This is a genomic window from Arcanobacterium buesumense (assembly GCF_012563545.1).
GTDB lineage: Bacteria > Actinomycetota > Actinomycetes > Actinomycetales > Actinomycetaceae > Arcanobacterium > Arcanobacterium buesumense.
Window position 1 is genome coordinate 616,833 of record NZ_CP050804.1, and the last position, 18,651, is coordinate 635,483.

Here is an 18,651-nt window from a genome sequence, read left to right on the forward strand (position 1 = left end):
CTAATGAGTGGCCACGCCTCGGCTCCGCTATCGAATATGATTCGATAAGCGAAAACAAGGTTTGGCAAGCGAGGTGGTACCGCGCAAACGCCCCAAGGTGGCTATGCGTCCTCGCCTGACCGAACACTATGAGGAGTTCCTACATGGGCGAGCCAACATCGAGCCGTTATCCACTCCACCGCACAGATGATGTGGTGGCTTCACCGAATTTCCCACACCTCGAAGAAGACATTCTTGCCTATTGGGAAAAAGATGAAACCTTCCAGGCGTCCATTGACCAGCGGGAAGGCCGTGAATTCGTCTTCTACGATGGTCCTCCTTTTGCTAACGGTCTGCCGCACTACGGCCACCTGCTTACCGGATATGTGAAGGACCTCGTTGCGCGTTACCAAACTCAGCGCGGCAACCGCGTTGAGCGCGTTTTTGGTTGGGATACCCACGGTCTACCAGCAGAACTTGAAGCAGAACGCATCCTTGGCATTGAAGATAAGTCTGAGATCGAAAAAATCGGCATCGAAAAATTCAATGACGCCTGCCGTAGCTCAGTGATGAAATACGCCGCCGAATGGAAAGAATACGTCACCCGCCAAGCCCGCTGGGTCAACTTCGACGGCGGTTACAAAACCCTCGATCCAACCTTTATGGAATCGGTGATCTGGTCCTTCAAGTCGCTCTATGACAAGGGCCTAGTCTACGAAGGCTACCGTGTCCTGCCATACTGCTGGAACGATCAGACCCCATTGTCCAACCACGAATTAAAGATGGACGACGACGTCTACCAAGACCGTCAAGACCAAACGGTTACCGTGGGCCTGCGGATGGAAACTGGTGAACTGGCCCTGATCTGGACCACCACGCCGTGGACTTTGCCATCCAACCTAGCAATTACTGTTGGTCCAGACATCGACTACGTCGTCGTCGAACCAACCGAAGGGGATCTCGCTGGCGAAAAAGTTATCATTGGTAAAGAACGTCTGAGCGCATACACCAAGGAACTCGGCGAAGAACCACGCATCGTCAAAGAGGTTAAAGGCCGCGACCTCGAAGGTCTACGTTACGAACCAATCTTTGACTACTACACACGCGACTCCGAAGCACCCGGGCCAAACGCTTGGCAGATCTGCCTTGCCGACTACGTCACCACCGAAGATGGAACCGGACTCGTCCACACCGCACCATACGGTGAAGATGACATGTTCGTCCTCTCGGCAGCTGGCGTGAAGGTGATCGAAACCGTTGATGCAGGCGGTAAGTTCTTCGACGTCGTCTCTGACTACGCCGGTATGCACGTCTTTGACGCCAACCGGCCAATCATCAACGACCTTCGCGATGCCACCGGCCCAATCGCCCGCCGGGACCCAGCCGTGCGCGCCGTGCTCGTACAAGAAAAGTCCTACGTCCACTCCTACCCACACTGCTGGCGTTGCCGTAAGCCACTGATCTACAAGCCAGTGACCTCTTGGTTCGTGGCCGTCACCAAATTCCGGGACCGCATGGTAGAACTCAACCAAGAAATCACCTGGCAGCCAGAACACATCAAGGACGGCATCTTTGGACACTGGCTTGAAGGCGCTCGCGACTGGTCTATTTCGCGTAACCGTTACTGGGGAACTCCAATCCCAGTGTGGAAGTCGGATGATCCTACATACCCACGTGTTGACGTCTATGGTTCGTTTGAAGAACTTGAGCGTGACTTTGGCCGTCTGCCACGCGGGCGCGACGGCGAACCAAACTTGCACCGCCCATTCATCGATGATTTGACCCGGCCAAACCCGGACGATCCAACCGGAAAGTCCACGATGCGCCGCGTCACCGACATCCTCGACGTCTGGTTCGATTCCGGCTCGATGCCATATGCTCAGGTACATTACCCATTCGATAATCACGACTGGTTCGAATCCCACTACCCAGGGGATTTCATCGTCGAATACATCGGCCAAACCCGCGGCTGGTTCTACGTCATGCACGCCCTAGCAACCGCCTTATTCGACAAACCGGCGTTCACTTCGTGTATTTCACATGGAATCGTGCTCGGCAACGACGGCCGGAAAGCCTCCAAGTCGTTGCGCAACTATCCAGATCCGATGGAAATGTTCAACTCCTACGGTTCGGATGCAGTGCGCTGGATGCTCATGAGCTCGCCGGTGCTACGCGGTGGAAACCTCGTGGTTGATGAAGCGGGTATTCGTGAAGCCATGCGTCACGTTATCTTGCCATTGTGGAACACCTGGTACTTCTACGCGCTATACGCCGGAACGGTTGATGGCGGTAAAGGATACGTATCAAAGGGACTGACGAGTGAGCCGACCGATGTGATGGATCGCTATTTGCTTTCTCGTACCTCCATGTTGGTATCGGATGTTCGACAGTCACTTGATGGGCTTGATATTCCAGCAGCTACTCAAGCAGTACGCGCCTATCTTGATCTGCTCACCAACTGGTATGTACGTACCTCGCGTGATCGCTTCTGGAATGAGGATAAGGCGGCATTCGATACGCTCTACACAGTGCTCGAAACCCTTATGCGAGTGGTAGCTCCGTTGCTCCCGCTGGTTTCCGAAGAGATCTGGCGTGGATTAACTGGTGGGCGTTCAGTTCATTTGACTGACTATCCAGAAGTTGGGGTAGTTGACGATGATCTGGTGGCCGTTATGGACGAAGTGCGTGATGTTGTTTCGGCTGCCCATTCGCTGCGTAAAGCTCACAAGTTGCGGGTGCGTCAACCATTGCGTGCGCTTACTGTGGTTACCGAGCTCGATTTAGCGCCGTATGCAGAGCTGATCATGAGTGAGGTTAACGTTAAGAGCGTTAAGATTCAGTCCGCTACAGAATCGGGACTTGAAGTTTCCACCGACTTAGCTGTTTTGCCTCGTGAACTAGATCCATCGGTTCGTAAGTTCACGTCGGCTTTGTTTAAGGCGGCTAAGAGTGGCCAGTGGGAGCGCACCGAATCTGGAGTACGGATGCTTATCGATCCACCAGTTGAGCTATCGCCACATCAATACGAGATGACGACGTCGGTGAGCGCTGAAGAAGGCTCAGTTGCCATGGTGTTAGCGTCGGGCGCATTTGTTGTTCTCGATACTGTTTTGGATGCTGAGCTGGAAGCAGAAGGCTACGCTCGGGACGTGATTCGTGCAGTTCAAGATCAGCGCAAAGCTGAAGACTTGCATGTTGCTGATCGTATCCGTCTAGTATTAACTGTTCCAGAAGAGCATCGGGTAGCGGTGGAAGCCCACCGAGACATGATTAGTGCTGAAACGTTAGCCGTAGAATCAGAAGTACGTACTGGTGAATTTGCCGTTCAGGTAGAAAAGGTGAACTAAATGAATGACGCTATGGATTCGGCTTCGACGCCGGATGAGATTGATGAAACAAGTCAAGCGTTAGCTGCCTTATTCGCCTCGCCGCTATTTGCGGGGCCGGATCCAAGCGTCGTTTCCGATATTAATACTGCTGAAGAACGCGAAACTGCCCAATGGGTAGAAGACGCTGGGATTCAGGAGCGGGTACGGGAAATATATACGTCAATCGTAGCGCGAGCACCTGAGCATAAAGTTCAACCGTCTCTTGATCGAGTTCGGCGGGCGTTAGATCTTATGGGCAATCCACAAGAATCCTTCCGGGTTATCCATATCACTGGCACTAATGGCAAAACATCTACGGCTCGAATGGTTGAAGCACTGTTACGCGAACGCGGATTACGTACTGGACGCTTCACCTCGCCACACTTGAACTCGGTGCGTGAACGGATAACTATTGATGGTATCGCTATTAGTGCTACAGATTTTGTGCAAACGTGGGAAGATGTAGCGCCGTTTATCGAGATGGTGGACGCAGAGTCGCTTGCCCATGATGGGCCGCGCATGTCTTTCTTTGAAGTTTTTACGGTGATGGCGTATTCCGCTTTTGCTATGGCGCCGGTAGATGTTGCCGTGGTTGAAGTAGGAATGGGCGGACGTTGGGATGCCACCAACGTGATCGACGCCGATGTTGCCATGATTATGCCGATCTCGCATGATCATGAAAAGTGGCTCGGCCATGAACTAACTGATATTGCCTTCGAGAAGGTCGGTATCGTCAAGCCTGGGTCAACGCTTATTTTGGCACCGCAAGATCCAGAAGTTCGGGCAATGGCCTACGAGCAAGCCCACCGTGTCCAGGCTAATATCGTGGACAACTTCGAGGTTTTGAGCCGGGAGGCGGCTGTTGGTGGACAGTTGATATCGTTGCGTACGCCAGCCGCGATCTATGAAGATGTGCCATTGGCAATGTTAGGTGCTTATCAAGCAGAAAATGCTGCCGCTGCATTAACGGCTGTTGAAGCGTTCTTCGGCGGTGCAGCTATCCCTGGAGATATTGTCGAACATGCGCTGATGTCAACAAGTTCCCCCGGCCGGCTCGAAGTGGTGAAATCTTCACCACTGGTTATTATTGATGCCGCGCACAATCCAGCGGGAGCAAAGGTTACGCGTGAAGGCCTCGAAGAATACTTCCCGGGACCCCGCGTTGCTGTTTTCAGCGCAATGGCAGATAAAGATGTTGAAGGAGTTCTCAGTGAACTTGAGCCGGCTTTCCACACTATTGTGGTTACCGAGATGGCTGGTGATCGAGCAATGGACATTGAGGATTTACAAGAAATCGCTATCGATATTTTTGGTGAAGACCGGGTACGCGTGGAAACTGAGCTTCTCGATGCGATTGCTAGCGCCGTCGATATTGCCGAAACCATTGATCCAGATACCATCGCGCCAGCATCGGTAACAGTTCTTGGTTCAATTGTGTTAGCCGGGCAAGCTCGCGAACTTCTCGGTGCCAGCGTCGTTGATAGCGGGGTAAACTGATGACTATGAAACAAACAACACTTATTTTAATCAAACCAGATGGTGTGCGCCGTGGACTGACCGGACACATTCTGGCCCGGATTGAGGCAAAGGGGTATCGTATCGAAGCGATGCATATGCTCACTGCTACGGCCGAACAGTTAGCTGCTCATTACCATGAGCATGTCGATAAGCCATTTTATCCAGGTATTGTTCGCTATATGACCTCCGGACCATTAGTGGCTGCTATTGTCAGCGGACACCGCGTTATCGAAGGTGTGCGTTCCTTGAGTGGAGCAACGGATCCTACTATTGCTGCACCAGGAACAATTCGCGGCGATTACGGTTTTGATACTGGGTCAGATGCTATCGAAAACCTTATACATTCGTCAGATTCTCCGCAGTCAGCCGAGCAAGAAAAACGTGTGTGGTTTTGATGTGGGTTCGAACATGGGTAATGCGTGCTGCCGAGCTTATCACTGAGCATCGTGAGTATCTTATCGGCCTTGATAGAGCCATCGGAGATGCTGATCATGGGGAGAATCTCGATCGTGGATTTCGGGCAGTTGTAACCTATCTGAAAACCACCGAAGATACGCGTGCTGAGGATCTGTTGCGGGGTATCGGACAAACGCTTATTTCTCATGTTGGCGGAACCTCGGGGCCATTATACGGTTCAGCTTTTATCCGGATGGCGGACGTAGCTACTGATGAACTCACGCCGGTTAGTTTGGCTACCATGCTAGATCGTGCCGTCGGGGCGATCCAAGCGCGTGGACACGCGCAAGCTGGCGAAAAAACAATGGTAGATGTGTGGTTACCAGTTGCCGATGCAGTGAACAATGCAGTTGATAACGAGGCCGAACTGGCTACAATGGCTGAGTTAATCGAACGTACTAGTCAGGCGGCAACACAACGTACCTGCGATATGATCGCCACTAAAGGCCGGGCATCTTACCTAGGTGAACGAACCCTTGGCCACATAGATCCAGGAGCTGCGTCAACAAATCTCATCTTCCTAGCATTGCGGGAATGTGTAAACTAGAACCGTGCACTTAAAAACACTCACATTGCGTGGTTTTAAGTCCTTTGCTTCTGCAACCACGCTTCACTTTGAACCAGGGATTAACTGCGTCGTTGGCCCGAACGGATCGGGTAAATCGAACGTAGTTGATGCCCTGGCATGGGTCATGGGCGAACAAGGTGCAAAAAATCTTCGTGGCGGACAGATGACTGACGTGATTTTCGCCGGTACTGCCAGCCGTCCAGCATTGGGGCGTGCGGAAGTCTCACTCACGATAGATAATACTGACGGAGCGCTGCCCATAGATTATTCCGAAGTGACAATATCGCGAACTTTGTTTCGTGCTGGTGGTTCGGAATACGCGATTAATGGTACCGCTTGCCGGCTTTTGGATATTCAAGAACTGTTATCTGACACCGGTATGGGGCGGCAAATGCACGTTATTATCGGCCAAGGAAAACTCGACCAAGTTCTTACCGCCACTCCGGAAGACCGGCGCTCATTCATCGAAGAAGCTGCTGGTGTGCTTAAACATCGTCGTCGAAAAGAAAAAGCTTTGCATAAACTCGACGCGATGCAAGCAAATCTTACTCGTATCGAAGATTTAACTGCCGAACTCCGTCGCCAGCTTGGACCGCTTGCCCGGCAGGCTTCAACTGCTCGGCGCGCCCAAGCCATTCAACAACACGTGTTCGATGCCCGTGCCCGCCTGCTCGCCGACGATCTTGCCCAAGCCCAAGCGCGGTTAACCACCCAGACCACAAATGAAGAAACGCTAACTCAACAACGCCAAGCAATTAATCAGGCAGTTATTGACGCGCGTGCTGACGTGGAACGTCGCGAAGCCGAGCTAGCGCAAAGCGCGCCACATTTAAATGAACTTAACCAGACTTGGCAGCGTGTCACTTCCTTAGCAGAACGTTTCTCCTCATTGCGCGCGCTAGCTAAAGAACGACAGCATTCGCTTACGGCGGTGGCTCCAGATATCCATCGTGGTGAATCCCCGGAATCAATGAGGCAACGAGCACGAGCTGCACGAGTAGAAGAAAATGACTTAATTCAAGCAGTTCAACAAGCCAGTGACAGCTTAACCCTCGCTGTCACGCAACGCGAACAAGCAGAACAAAAAGAACGAGGTATCGATGCTGAGTTAGCTTTACTCAACCGCACAATTGCGGATAAACGAGAAGCTAGCGCTCGCCTGGTCGGAAAACTCGCCACCGTTAAATCACGGCTCGAATCACTAAGCGCAGAACGCGAACGAGTTGTTAGTACAGCTGCAGATGCCAAAAAGCGTGCTACTGATGCGGGGGAACAAGTAGCCCGATTAGAACAAGATATTGTGGCACATACTGATGGTGATGACACACTAGCAATTGAGCATGAAGAGGCTGCTAAAGACCTTGCCAGCGCTCAAGAAAAGTTAGAACAAGCCAGAAATAACCTCTCAGCTGCCCAGCACCAACATGTAGCATGGCAGACAAAAGCTGAGACATTAAAAATGTCATTAGCTCCTGAGGACGCTACCGCTTGGGCCATTAATGAACACCGAATGGGGATTAATGGGCTGGTGCGCGATGCTATTCACGTTGACGCAGGCTGGGAAGCTGGGATAGAAGCAGCGATGCTTGGCATTGCTGAAGGGGCTGTAGTTGACGATGTAGATTTAGCTATTGATGCTTTGCGGGCAGCTAGAGAAGCAGAAGCTGGACACGTCCAATTTTTGATCAAAGCACCGCATTCTCTTACTGATCACACGGATGAGGTGATTGCTCAAGCCGCAGTATCAGAGCGGGAAGCCCGGCCAGCAAGCGCACTGATTCGTGGTGAAGACCCAGTTGCTTGGGCCTTACGCCGATATCTGATGGATACTATTGTGGCTAGTGATCTAGCTATTGCACGCAAATTGATGGCAGCTGGAGCCTATCGTGTTGCCACATTAGCGGGAGATGTTATTACTCAGACATCGGCGCGTGGGGGAGAAGTTGAGCATAAAGCGACGTTGGCTCGGCAAGCGTTTTACGAGGATGCTGTTCGAGAAGCTGAAAAAGCTCGCGATGCTGAGGCGGCGGCTAATGCGGATATTACTGAGGCTATCAAGGCTCGAGATGTTGCTCAAGAAAGCTATGAACTTGTTAGTGCACAACTGACGAGTCGCGATTCGCATATTGCAGCGGTCAGCGCACAGCTTGGAATTCTACGACAAACACTTACTGCAGCACACGCCGAGCAAGAACGATACGCACAGCGTATTGAACGTATCGACGACGATATTACAACTTATCGCGAAGAACAAGCCGCCCTCGACGCTGAGCATCGCCAAGCTTACGATGATCCACAAGTGCATAATAACCGGGTAACTGAGCTTGCCAGCGCACGAGAACAAGCTCATCAAGCAACAGTGACCGCACGAACAAATGAAACTGAGGCGCGGTTAGCATTACGGACAAAAGAAGAACGTTTGCGCGCAGTAGCTGGGCGAGCTGATGCGCTAGAAAATACTGCGCAGTCAATTCAGGCACGGATTGACCAAGAAAAACGTGCGGCACAGCGGCGCGCTCAAGCTAGTGTGGTAGCTAGTAATGTTTACGAGTATGCGCAGCGAGCGGTGATTATTGCCCAACGCATCGTTGAACAAGTCGAACGTGAGCGCACTGAATTTAACGAAGCTCATGCTCGTCAAGAATCTGAGATGTCACTGGCCCGGCGGCGCCTTGATTCGGCGTTACAAGAACAGCGCATATTTGACGACGACCATCACCGCCATGAACTGTTGCTTGCTGAATTGCAGTTAACATACAAGCAACTAGCGGAACGCGCCATTGACGATATCGGAATGGAAGCCGAGACGTTGATTGAAGAATATGGCCCACATCAACCCGTCCGTGATCTGGAAAATAGTGATGATTCAGAGAGTATTCGACAATATCCATACGTTCGGGCAGAGCAAGAAAAAAGATTGGCTCGTGCTGAACGGGATTTGGCGAAACTGGGCAAGATTAACCCGCTGGCGTTAGAAGAACACGCCGCTTTAGAAGAGCGACACACCTACCTTTCGGAGCAACTTGCTGATTTGCGGCAGTCGCGCGCTGATTTATTGCAGATTGTTCGCGATATCGACGAACGGGTCCATGAGGTGATGACCAGCGCATTTACTGATGTTGCCCAGGCGTTTTCGGAGATTTTCCCGCGGTTGTTTCCCGGCGGTGATGGTCGGTTAGTATTAACCGATCCGGAGTCAATTTTGACGACTGGTATTGATATTGAGGCTCGGCCACCGGGCAAGCGTGTTAAGCGTTTATCCTTGCTTTCTGGCGGGGAGCGATCACTGACAGCGATCGCCTTCTTAGTTGCGATTTTTAAGGCACGCCCGTCACCGTTTTATGTGATGGATGAAGTTGAAGCAGCTCTTGATGATGTTAACTTGTCACGTTTGCTAGATATTTTTGTTGAGCTTCAAGAAAATTCACAACTTTTAGTTATTACTCACCACAAGCGCACGATGGAAATTGCCGACGCATTGTATGGTGTTGCCATGCGTGAGGGCGGAATCACAACTGTTATTTCCCAGCGATTAAAAGATGTTATCGAAGTGTGACTGACGAAATAGCGTGCCCTGTATCGATTAGAGTCAAAAGACAGGCACACTAAGAGTGTGTGGTTACCGTTGATTACTGTGTTTGTTATTTCTGTTTTGGCGATCGGTGTTATTTGGCTGGTCGCTTCTTGGCGTCGTCCCCAGGAGGGTTTCATTGAATATTACGTTGATTCAATAAAAGCCATGCGCGCTGATCGGCTGGGAACAGATGAGTTCGACGTCGAACACTGTGACGTATCAATTTCTGATGTTTTTTCAACCTTTACCCCTTATGAAGGTGACGCATATTTAACCCCTGATGAGCTGAATGCGGCAGTGAGTGAATTTGCTACGTCGCCGGGTGTGGAAAAGGTTAAAAAGGTCGCAGATCTGTTAAAGAAGGAAAATCACGCCGCGTAAAGTTTATTTTTCCGTCATTGTGCGGGAAGATTAACAGGTGGAAACAACAACTCTCATCATTCTTGTCCTAGCAATCCTCGGCCTCGTTATTCTCGGCGGTGCCGTCAGCTATATTAAAAAGCGTCATACGCGCCAACTTCCGCCAGCTACGCGCTTAGTGCTTCCAGATGCGGAAGATGACGACGTCGTACCAACCCCACAAACTATTGGGGAGGACGTTGCCGAAACGGTACCCGATCTTCTTGATGCTGAGGTAACGCCGTCGCTCGACGTACCTGAATCAGTTCCGTCACGGCTTCAGCGACTGCGCGCTCGTCTCGCTCAGTCTGGCACTATGGGTAAAGCCCTGGTGAGTATTCTTTCGCGCGGTGACCTATCTGCAAGTGACTGGGAAGAACTTGAAGAAACCTTGCTGATGGCAGACGTGGGCTTAGATGCCACTATGGAGATTCTCGATAACCTTCGTACCGCTGTTAAAGTTACTGGTCCGCAAGCTAACGTGCGGGAATTGTTGCGTGCGGAGCTATTATCTGCAGTCAATGTGGATATGGATCGGTCGCTAAACTTAGCTGGCCAGCCGGCAACAATTCTCATGGTGGGTGTGAACGGGACTGGTAAAACAACAACGACTGGCAAATTAGCCCGTCTTCTTATTGCCGAGGACCGTAGTGTCGTATTAGGTGCGGCAGATACTTTCCGTGCTGCTGCCGCCGATCAGCTTGCTACATGGGGAGAACGTGTAGGTGTTGACGTTGTACGATCTGATCGAGAAGGTGCTGACCCGGCGTCGGTCGCTTTCGAAGCTGTCAAGCAAGGCGCTGATGACGGCGTCGACGTCGTCATTGTTGATACCGCTGGTCGTCTCCAAAATAAAGCTGGTTTAATGGATGAGCTGGGCAAAATTAAGCGCGTGATGGAAAAAACTGTGCCAACCGGTGAAGTTTTGCTTGTCTTGGATGCAACTACTGGCCAAAACGGGTTGCGCCAGGCTGAGGTTTTTGCGGAAGCTGCTGGTATTACTGGTATTGTTTTGTCTAAACTTGATGGCACTGCAAAGGGAGGAATCGTGATTTCTGTTCAACGTGCCTTAGGCGTGCCGGTCAAGTTTGTCGGACTAGGTGAGGGCGCGGATGATTTTGCCCCATTTGATCCGGAAAACTTTGTTGATTCACTATTGTCCTAATTTCTTCTTCCTTGGTTAGTTCCCTTCGAAAGGTTTGTCATGTTTAACTCCCTCTCCGATCGTATTACTGGTTCGTTACGCAATCTGCGTAAGCGTGGCCGGTTATCTGAGCAGGACGTCGAGGAAGTTATTTCTGACATTCGCCGTGCATTGCTTGATGCTGACGTAGCCTTACCAGTGGTTCGTACGTTTACTGCTGCCGTGCGCGAAAAAGCAGTAGGCGCGGTAGCTTCTCAGGCGTTGAATCCTGCTCAGCAGGTTGTCAAGATTGTTAACGAAGAACTGATCTCCGTACTGGGTGGCGAGTCCCGGGAATTAAACTGGGCACAAGGCGGGCGGCCAACCGTTATTATGCTCGCCGGTTTGCAAGGTGCAGGTAAAACTACCCTCGCTGGTAAACTTGGCCAGTGGTTGCGAGAAAACGGCAAACGTGCACTTCTTGTTGCTTCTGATTTACAGCGCCCGAATGCTGTCCAACAGTTATCGGTGATAGCTGGACAAGCTGGGGTAGATGTGTGGGCGCCAGAGCCTGGTAACGGTATTGGTGACCCGGTGCAAGTTGCTCGATCAGGTGTGGCGCATGCCCAAGAAAACGGCTTCGATGTAGTCGTGGTCGATACCGCGGGTCGTTTGGGTATCGATGAAGAAATGATGGCGCAAGCTCGCGATATTCGTGATGCTGTTTCGCCAGATGAAGTTTTGTTCGTGTTGGATGCGATGATCGGCCAAGACGCTGTGACGACGTCCTTGGCGTTCCGTGATGGCGTTGGATTTACTGGCGTTGTCCTTTCTAAGCTCGACGGCGATGCGCGTGGTGGTGCCGCATTGTCGGTACGTGGCGTTACCGGGCAACCAGTACTCTTTGCCTCCACGGGCGAAAAACTTGATGCTTTTGAGCGCTTCCATGCTGATCGGATGGCGTCGCGTATTCTTGATATGGGTGATATCCTCACCCTTATTGAACAGGCGGAGCGCACCTGGAACGAAGAAGAAGCCGCTGATTTAGCGGCTAAGATGGCCGGTGGCGATTTTACTCTTGACGATTTCCTTGCCCAACTTAACCAGATGCGCAAAATGGGTTCAATGAAGAAACTCATGGGAATGTTGCCTGGCATGGGACAGTTCCGGGAAGCTATTGAGAGTTTCGATGAACGCGAAATAGACCGTCAAGAAGCCATCGTGTTATCTATGACGAAAAAAGAGCGAGCTAATCCTAAGATTCTTAATGGCTCGCGTCGTTTACGTATTGCTAAAGGCTCGGGAACAAGCGTCCCAGAGGTCAATTCTTTGATGGAGCGTTTCGAGCAGGCCAAGAAGATGATGACGCAGATGGCGCGCGGTGGAGGTGTACCAGGTATGCCAGGAATGCCAGCGATCCCAGGTATGCCTGGCGGAGGATACACCAAGAAGCAAAATAAGAAAGCTAAGAAGAAGAGTGGCTCGAAGAAAGGCCGGTCGGGTAACCCAGCTAAGCGCCGGCAACAAGAACTTGAAGCCGCACGTAAGCGTGCTGAAGCTGGAAGTTCTTTTGGTGGGGGAGCTACTTCCCAACCCGATGTCAACATTGACGATTTAAAGAAATTCTTACGATAGAACGCTGATGGCGAATTATCGGCTCACTGGCACTTTGCGGGGAACTGTTCGCGCTGAGGCGTGGATTGTGGATGGGGTGATAGCATATCGTCCGCCACAAGGGCGAGTCATTAATATTCGGGGTTTTATTTATCCAGGGCTTCTTGACGCCCACACCCATCCGGGTCTGAACCGAGATGGTAACCTGTTGCCACACCAAGAGGTCCGCAGGCGGTTAGAAGCTTTGCGTAGTTGGGGTGTTACTGCGGTACGCGACAGCGGCGGCCAACAAAACCCGGGCGATGACCGCTCCGATGGGCTTCCCCGTATTATTCACTGTGGGCAACATATTTCGCGTCCACGCCGCTACACCCGGCATTTGGCGGTAGAAGTCGAACCTGAAGATCTGGTTGCGCAAGCATTGAACGAATACGAAAAATCTGATGGGTGGATCAAAATCGTTGGCGATTGGATCGATCGTGAAGCAGGAGACAACCTTCCGGTGTGGCCACGCCAAGCACTCGTTGAGGCAGTCGCTGCTGTGCATGAACGTGGCGGAAAAGTGACTGTGCATTCGTTTTGCACTGAAACCATCGACGATCTACTCGAAGCGCGAGTTGATGGTATCGAGCACGGCACCGGAATGAGCGCCGAACATCTACAAGAAGCTGCACATCGCGGAATTCTGATCACTCCTACTGTTCATCAGATCCGCCGATTCCCAGAATTTGCGCATGCCGGGGCGCGTTTCCCGAAGTACGTGCAGCGAATGTTGGGCATGGACGCCCGCCGCCGCGAACATCTTGAACTGATGATTGAATCTGGTGTTGCGATGCTGATGGGAACAGACACAGCGGAAAATGTCACTGAGGTCGCTATGCCACATGAGCTTATTGATGCAGTTGAAGACGGTTTTTCACCAAAGCTCGCCATGGCAAACGCGAGCTATGATGGCCGGCGCCGGCTCGGATTCCCCACCTGGGAAGAAGGAATGCCAGCCGACTTCGTCGTCTACGGCAACGATCCAGAAGTCGGCATTCGGCAAACTCTCACCCCAGCATCAGTCTTCATTGACGGTATTCGGTTCCCAGGGAAGAATTGATCGATCGTATAGCTCGAGGCTCAATCTACATCTGAGTAGATTGAGCCTCGAGTTTTTAGCATCATACAGCTTCAGTTGCAGACTTTTCGTTCCACTAGCATTAGCGAGAACGCTGGGTGTACAAGCTCAATGTGCCTAGCCAGACCGTGATCCCCGCAATGCTCAGAACTGCCGAAAGTGGCGTGCCTGCAAGATAGTTCAGCATCGACGGATATTTTTCGATATTCACAACACCGTTGTAGAGCGCGAGGAACAACAAGAATTCGCCGAGCAAAAACGCGATGGTGAGATTACGTGACGCAGAATTCCAGGTGGACGTCACCAATAGAGCATTCAGCGCTGCAATACCGACGAGGGTCAACAAGAATGCGATGATCATCGGCAGGAATGGGAAACCAGTTCCTGATACTAGCGGAGAAGCGAAGACCACGTAGATCATTGCCGCCAGTAGCAAGCTACCAAATGACGTCAAGGTCAGTGCTTTCTTCATGATTACTCCTATGTAATAGTGTGAGTACTTCACTGCACAGTCACCTCAGCAGTGATAAGCACACCACGCAAAAGCTGATACATATAGTATAACGGAGATTTCACCTGAAAATACCCGGAATTAATCTTCTAACGGAATGAAGCCCTGCGGAATATCTTTATATGATTCCGGATCGTTAATCGGTTCGACGTGGACGGTCACGACGGCGTCGTCAAGCGCCTCTTTGATTTGGGTAACGAGCATCTCGGCAAAGTCGTGACCCTTCTTCACCGTCCAGGAATCAGGAACCAAGGCGTCGAACTTAATGAATCGCTGATGGCCAGAAACGCGAGTCTGTAACCCGTGAAAGGCGATCATTCGCGGATGCGAATGCGCCGCGAGAATCGCCACGATCGTCTGATTCTCACTATCTGGCAACGCCACATCCATCAGTCCAGCTAAGGCGTCGCGCATCAGCCCAATGCCCACGTAGATAATGTTGAGCGCCACGATAATAGCAACGATAGGATCGAGATAGACCCAATGCGTCAGCGCCACTAAACCAACACCGATAATAACTCCTAGAGAAGTGACGATATCGGTGAAGAGGTGATGCGCATCGGCAGTTAACGACGGGGAGTGGTAGCGTCTGCCTGCGCGGAACAATACCAATCCGGTTGCGAGGTTAATCAGTCCGGCGACGAGAGAGACGAGAATACCTAACCCGATCGACTCCACTGGAGCCGGGTGTAAAATCCGGCCGATAGCAGAGAAGATAATTAACGCGGCCGCCCCGAAGATCATCGCCCCTTCCAAAGCTGCCGAGAAGTACTCGGCTTTCGCGCGGCCAAATGTGTAGCGTGCGTTAGCAGGTTGCGCGGCCAGTTTGAGTGAAATGACAGCTACGATTGCTGCTACCAGGTTCACCACAGACTCCATTGCGTCCGAAAGTAGCGATACGGAACCGGTGATTTCGTAGGCGGTATACTTTAGTGCAATGGTTGCGATTGCGGCCACCACAGAAAGCCAAGCATACGTGGAGATATTGCGCGGTGAACGAGATGATGAATGCATACCTCTATTGTGCGCACGAACACGGGTATCTCCACAATGTGAGGTGAGGGATGCCACCTCTGAAATATGTGCAATAAATGGTGTCACAACTGGAATTCTGGCAGAATAGTTCGTTGTACTCAGGTTGCAGTTCGGACCTCTCACCGGATGAATGCCTCAGTTAGGAATAGGTCGTCAACACGTGTATTTCCCACCGTAGAGACGTTGTGTTCCGCCCAACTAAAGAACCAGGAGTGACCACTACAGTGGCAGTCAAGATTCGTTTAAAGCGCATGGGTAAGATCCGTGAAGCGCAATACCGTGTTGTTGTCGTCGATTCGCGTAAGAAGCGCGATGGTCGCGTCATCGAAGAGATCGGTTTCTACAATCCACATACTCAACCTTCTACCATCGATATCAATTCTGAGCGTGCTCAGTATTGGATCAGCGTTGGTGCACAGCCATCCGAGCCAGTACTTGCTCAGTTGAAGATCACCGGTGATTGGCAGGCCGCCAAGGGTCTCGAAGGTGGCTCCACCTTAAAGACTGTTGAAAAGGTTGATGCTGACAAGGCTCGCGAAGAAGCTATTAAGGCCGTTCAGGACGAAGCTGAAAAGCGTCGTGCTGCGAAGGCTAAAGCTCGTGAAGAAGCCGAAGCTAAGGCTGCTGCGGAAGCCGCTGAAGCTGAAGCACCAGCTGAAGAGACTGAGGAAGCCTGATGCTAGCCGAAGCCTTGGAACACCTCGTCCGTGGAATCGTGGACAACCCCGAAGATGTCGAGGTTTCATCCCGAACCAACCGCCGTGGCGAGCTTCTTGAAGTTCGCGTAAATCCGGAGGACTTGGGCCGCGTGATTGGTCGTAACGGCCGCACGGCCAAGGCGTTGCGTTCTGTGATGAGCGCACTGGCAACAAACGGTTCCGTTCGCGTTGATGTGATCGAAACAGATCGCTGATTTTACGTGTAGCAGACCCGCCCTTGGAATCCGAGGGCGGGTCTGTTTTTCAAGAAAGGCCATTTTAATGCTTGTGACAGTCGCTATCATCGGTTCCGCTCGTGGACTAAAAGGAGAAGTGAAGCTTAACGTTCGTACCGATTCCCCGGAGCGGCGCCTCGTCGTCGGAGCTATGTACGAAACCGATCCAGCGGAGCTTGGCCCAGTAACTATCTCATCGGTACGTACCTACAAAGGATCAACTTTCGTCACTTTTGCCGAGTATGCTGATCGCAGTGGTGCTGAAGCATTGCGCGATACCAAACTCGTTATTGAAACTGATGAAGATGATATTGAAGACGACGCATGGTATCCGCATGAACTTATTGGCTTAGAAGCCCTTGATCCGGAAGGGTACGAATTAGGCGAAGTTACTGGACTAGAGCCAGGCCCAGCCCATGACTATCTTCTTGTGCGCGAACCAGATGGCATTATTACCCGCGTCCCATTCGTTAAAGCAATCGTCACTGAGGTAGATATTGACGATAACTGCGTGATCATTGACGCTCCGGTAGGACTTTTCTCTGACGCTGACTTGGAGATTGACTAATGCGGATTGACATTATGACCGTCTTCCCGGAATTCTTCGGTGTTTTGGACGTCTCCTTGGTAGGGAAAGCCCGCCGTCGTGGCCTTATTGATATTGCAGTCCATGACGTACGGGACTGGACAACTGATATTCACCGCACTGTGGATGACACTCCATTTGGTGGTGGAGCTGGCATGGTGATGAAACCGGATGTGTGGGGACACGCTATTGATGATGTTCGTGCCCAAGCAGATATCTCACAAACCTGTGTGCTAGCTATTCCTACTCCTTCTGGTGAACCCTTAACGCAGGCTCGATGCTATGAATTAGCCAAGGCAGATCATCTCATTATTGCCTGTGGCCGATATGAAGGGATTGACTCGCGAGTAGCGCAATATTACGCTAGCCAACCTAACGTCGTCGTCTACGAATATTCTTTAGGTGACTACGTATTAAACGGTGGAGAAGTAGCCGCAACTGCGTTAATCGAAGCGGTGGGCCGCCTGGTGCCAGGTATGGTTGGCAATCCAGAATCGCTCGTAGAAGAATCGCATGGGCAAGCAGGCTTACTTGAATATCCAGTTTATACTCGGCCAGCTAACTTCCGCGGAATGACGGTACCTGAGGTACTCACATCAGGCAATCATCAAGCGGTTGCTCGGTGGCGTCGAAATCAAGCATTGGAACGAACCGTGCAACGCCGGCCAGATATGATTGCGCGCCTGACCAATTTAGATAAAAAAGATACTGCATTTTTAGCTCAATACGGGTGGATACGTCCGAAAAAATCAGACCAGCCAGTACGAAAAGTAACAGTGCGTCGGGCCGATAATAACGACGTTAATTCGCTGGTAAGCCTAGCTGCCCAAACATTCCCAGATGCGTGCCCAGCTAGTCTTGACCAACAAGCGATTGCACAACATATCTCAGAAAATTTCACTGCCGAACATATCAGTTCTTGGCTAACCAACTCGGACTATATCGTCACTGTTGCCCAACTTGCAGGAGAACTTATTGGTTACAGTGTCGTTGTCACTAATCCAGATCTGGTTTCGGATTCTGGCGCGCCAGATAATGCAAATTGCGCCTACCTGTCTAAATTCTATCTTTCTCGACCTTGGCGAGGTTCGGGGCTTTATGAGCTACTGATGGCAGCAACACTACAAGCTACCCAGAATAACACCGTTGAACATCGACTAAGCCATATCTGGGTGGGAACCCACGAAACGAATAAGCGAGCTATTAACGCATATAAGAAAGCTGGTTTTATTCGCTTTGGACGACGAACTTTCCGAGTGGGTGACGTGGATAATACCGATGTCACTTTAGTGCGAGAGCTAAATCTGGCAGAATAAGAAACGCTTGCCATAATGCACATACGAAAACCTGCCGCAGGGGGCGGTATGTGAGGCAAGAATAATGCACATACGAACGGGGGAAACCCCGGAAAGCATTCTGACCTGCGTGCAGAATGGTTGAGAGAATCATGGATTTTCTAAAGAAGATTACTGAATCCCAGCTCACTGAGCGCCCAGACTTCCGCGCTGGCGATACCGTTAAAGTCAACGTCAAGGTTGTCGAAGGTAACCGTCACCGTATCCAGGTCTTCCAGGGTCTGGTTATTGCTCGCAAGGGTGGCAATGGCGTCAACGGTACTTTTACCGTTCGTAAGTCCTCCTTCGGCGTAGGTGTGGAGCGTACCTTCCCACTTCACTCGCCAAATGTTGACTCTATTGAAGTCGTCACCCGTGGTGATGTGCGTCGGGCTAAGCTGTACTACTTGCGTGATTTGCATGGTAAGGCAGCTAAGATCAAGGAAAAGCGCGCTGACGCTCGCTGACCTCAGCCGTCGAAATGCCTCGGTTTATGCCGGGGCATTTCTTTTTGTGATAGAACTGATACCGG

Annotated in this window: 16 protein-coding genes; 14 read left to right on the forward strand and 2 right to left on the reverse strand. The window is 51.3% G+C overall.

The window, feature by feature from the left end:
• Positions 1–143 precede the first annotated feature (143 nt).
• From ileS to HC352_RS02790, 9 genes are read left to right on the forward strand one after another with little or no spacing between them, the layout of a single operon-like run.
• Positions 144–3,326: an isoleucine--tRNA ligase gene (gene ileS / locus HC352_RS02750; protein ID WP_168917474.1), complete on the forward strand. Its 3,183-nt coding sequence runs from the start codon at positions 144–146 to the stop codon at positions 3,324–3,326.
• On the forward strand, positions 3,327–4,844 hold the full coding sequence (locus HC352_RS02755) for a bifunctional folylpolyglutamate synthase/dihydrofolate synthase (RefSeq protein WP_168917475.1): 1,518 nt from the start codon (positions 3,327–3,329) through the stop codon (positions 4,842–4,844).
• Positions 4,844–5,260, forward strand: a complete 417-nt coding sequence (gene ndk, locus HC352_RS02760; protein ID WP_168917476.1) for a nucleoside-diphosphate kinase — start codon at positions 4,844–4,846, stop codon at positions 5,258–5,260. Before HC352_RS02755 ends, ndk begins: the two co-directional genes overlap by 1 nt.
• Positions 5,260–5,868, forward strand: coding sequence for a dihydroxyacetone kinase subunit DhaL (gene dhaL, locus HC352_RS02765; RefSeq protein WP_168918578.1), 609 nt, complete (start codon positions 5,260–5,262; stop codon positions 5,866–5,868). Before ndk ends, dhaL begins: the two co-directional genes overlap by 1 nt.
• Before the next feature lie 4 nt (positions 5,869–5,872).
• Positions 5,873–9,445 carry a chromosome segregation protein SMC gene (smc, locus tag HC352_RS02770; RefSeq protein ID WP_168917477.1) on the forward strand — a complete coding sequence of 1,191 codons (3,573 nt, stop codon included), beginning with the start codon at positions 5,873–5,875 and terminating at the stop codon, positions 9,443–9,445.
• Between the two features lie 57 nt (positions 9,446–9,502).
• Positions 9,503–9,844: a hypothetical protein gene (locus HC352_RS02775; protein WP_168917478.1), complete on the forward strand. Its 342-nt coding sequence runs from the start codon at positions 9,503–9,505 to the stop codon at positions 9,842–9,844.
• A 37-nt stretch (positions 9,845–9,881) separates the two neighbouring features.
• Complete coding sequence (ftsY, locus tag HC352_RS02780) at positions 9,882–11,027, forward strand: signal recognition particle-docking protein FtsY (RefSeq protein WP_168917479.1); 1,146 nt, start codon at positions 9,882–9,884, stop codon at positions 11,025–11,027.
• 39 nt (positions 11,028–11,066) lie between these two features.
• Entirely contained in the window at positions 11,067–12,620 is a 1,554-nt protein-coding gene (gene ffh / locus HC352_RS02785) for a signal recognition particle protein (RefSeq protein WP_168917480.1), read from the forward strand.
• A gap of 7 nt (positions 12,621–12,627) precedes the next feature.
• On the forward strand, positions 12,628–13,701 hold the full coding sequence (locus HC352_RS02790; RefSeq protein WP_168917481.1) for an amidohydrolase family protein: 1,074 nt from the start codon (positions 12,628–12,630) through the stop codon (positions 13,699–13,701).
• 100 nt (positions 13,702–13,801) lie between these two features.
• Here the strand turns inward: HC352_RS02790 and HC352_RS02795 are convergent, their stop codons facing one another.
• Positions 13,802–14,191, reverse strand: a complete 390-nt coding sequence (locus HC352_RS02795; RefSeq protein ID WP_168917482.1) for a hypothetical protein — start codon at positions 14,189–14,191, stop codon at positions 13,802–13,804.
• Between the two features lie 120 nt (positions 14,192–14,311).
• Positions 14,312–15,244, reverse strand: coding sequence for a cation diffusion facilitator family transporter (locus HC352_RS02800; RefSeq protein WP_168918579.1), 933 nt, complete (start codon positions 15,242–15,244; stop codon positions 14,312–14,314).
• 245 nt (positions 15,245–15,489) lie between these two features.
• On the opposite strand from HC352_RS02800, the gene rpsP reads away from it, so the two are divergent.
• From rpsP to rplS, 5 genes are all read left to right on the forward strand, one after another.
• Complete coding sequence (gene rpsP, locus HC352_RS02805; RefSeq protein ID WP_168917483.1) at positions 15,490–15,942, forward strand: 30S ribosomal protein S16; 453 nt, start codon at positions 15,490–15,492, stop codon at positions 15,940–15,942.
• Complete coding sequence (locus HC352_RS02810) at positions 15,942–16,178, forward strand: RNA-binding protein (protein WP_168917484.1); 237 nt, start codon at positions 15,942–15,944, stop codon at positions 16,176–16,178. Before rpsP ends, HC352_RS02810 begins: the two co-directional genes overlap by 1 nt.
• Before the next feature lie 67 nt (positions 16,179–16,245).
• The gene (gene rimM, locus HC352_RS02815; RefSeq protein ID WP_168917485.1) at positions 16,246–16,767 is read left to right on the forward strand and encodes a ribosome maturation factor RimM; all 522 of its coding nucleotides are present in this window, start codon (positions 16,246–16,248) and stop codon (positions 16,765–16,767) included.
• Complete coding sequence (gene trmD / locus HC352_RS02820) at positions 16,767–18,101, forward strand: tRNA (guanosine(37)-N1)-methyltransferase TrmD (protein WP_168917486.1); 1,335 nt, start codon at positions 16,767–16,769, stop codon at positions 18,099–18,101. Before rimM ends, trmD begins: the two co-directional genes overlap by 1 nt.
• A gap of 131 nt (positions 18,102–18,232) precedes the next feature.
• Positions 18,233–18,586 (forward strand): 50S ribosomal protein L19, encoded by a 354-nt coding sequence (gene rplS, locus HC352_RS02825; RefSeq protein ID WP_305792419.1) that lies wholly within the window; start codon positions 18,233–18,235, stop codon positions 18,584–18,586.
• The last annotated feature ends 65 nt before the right edge of the window (positions 18,587–18,651 follow it).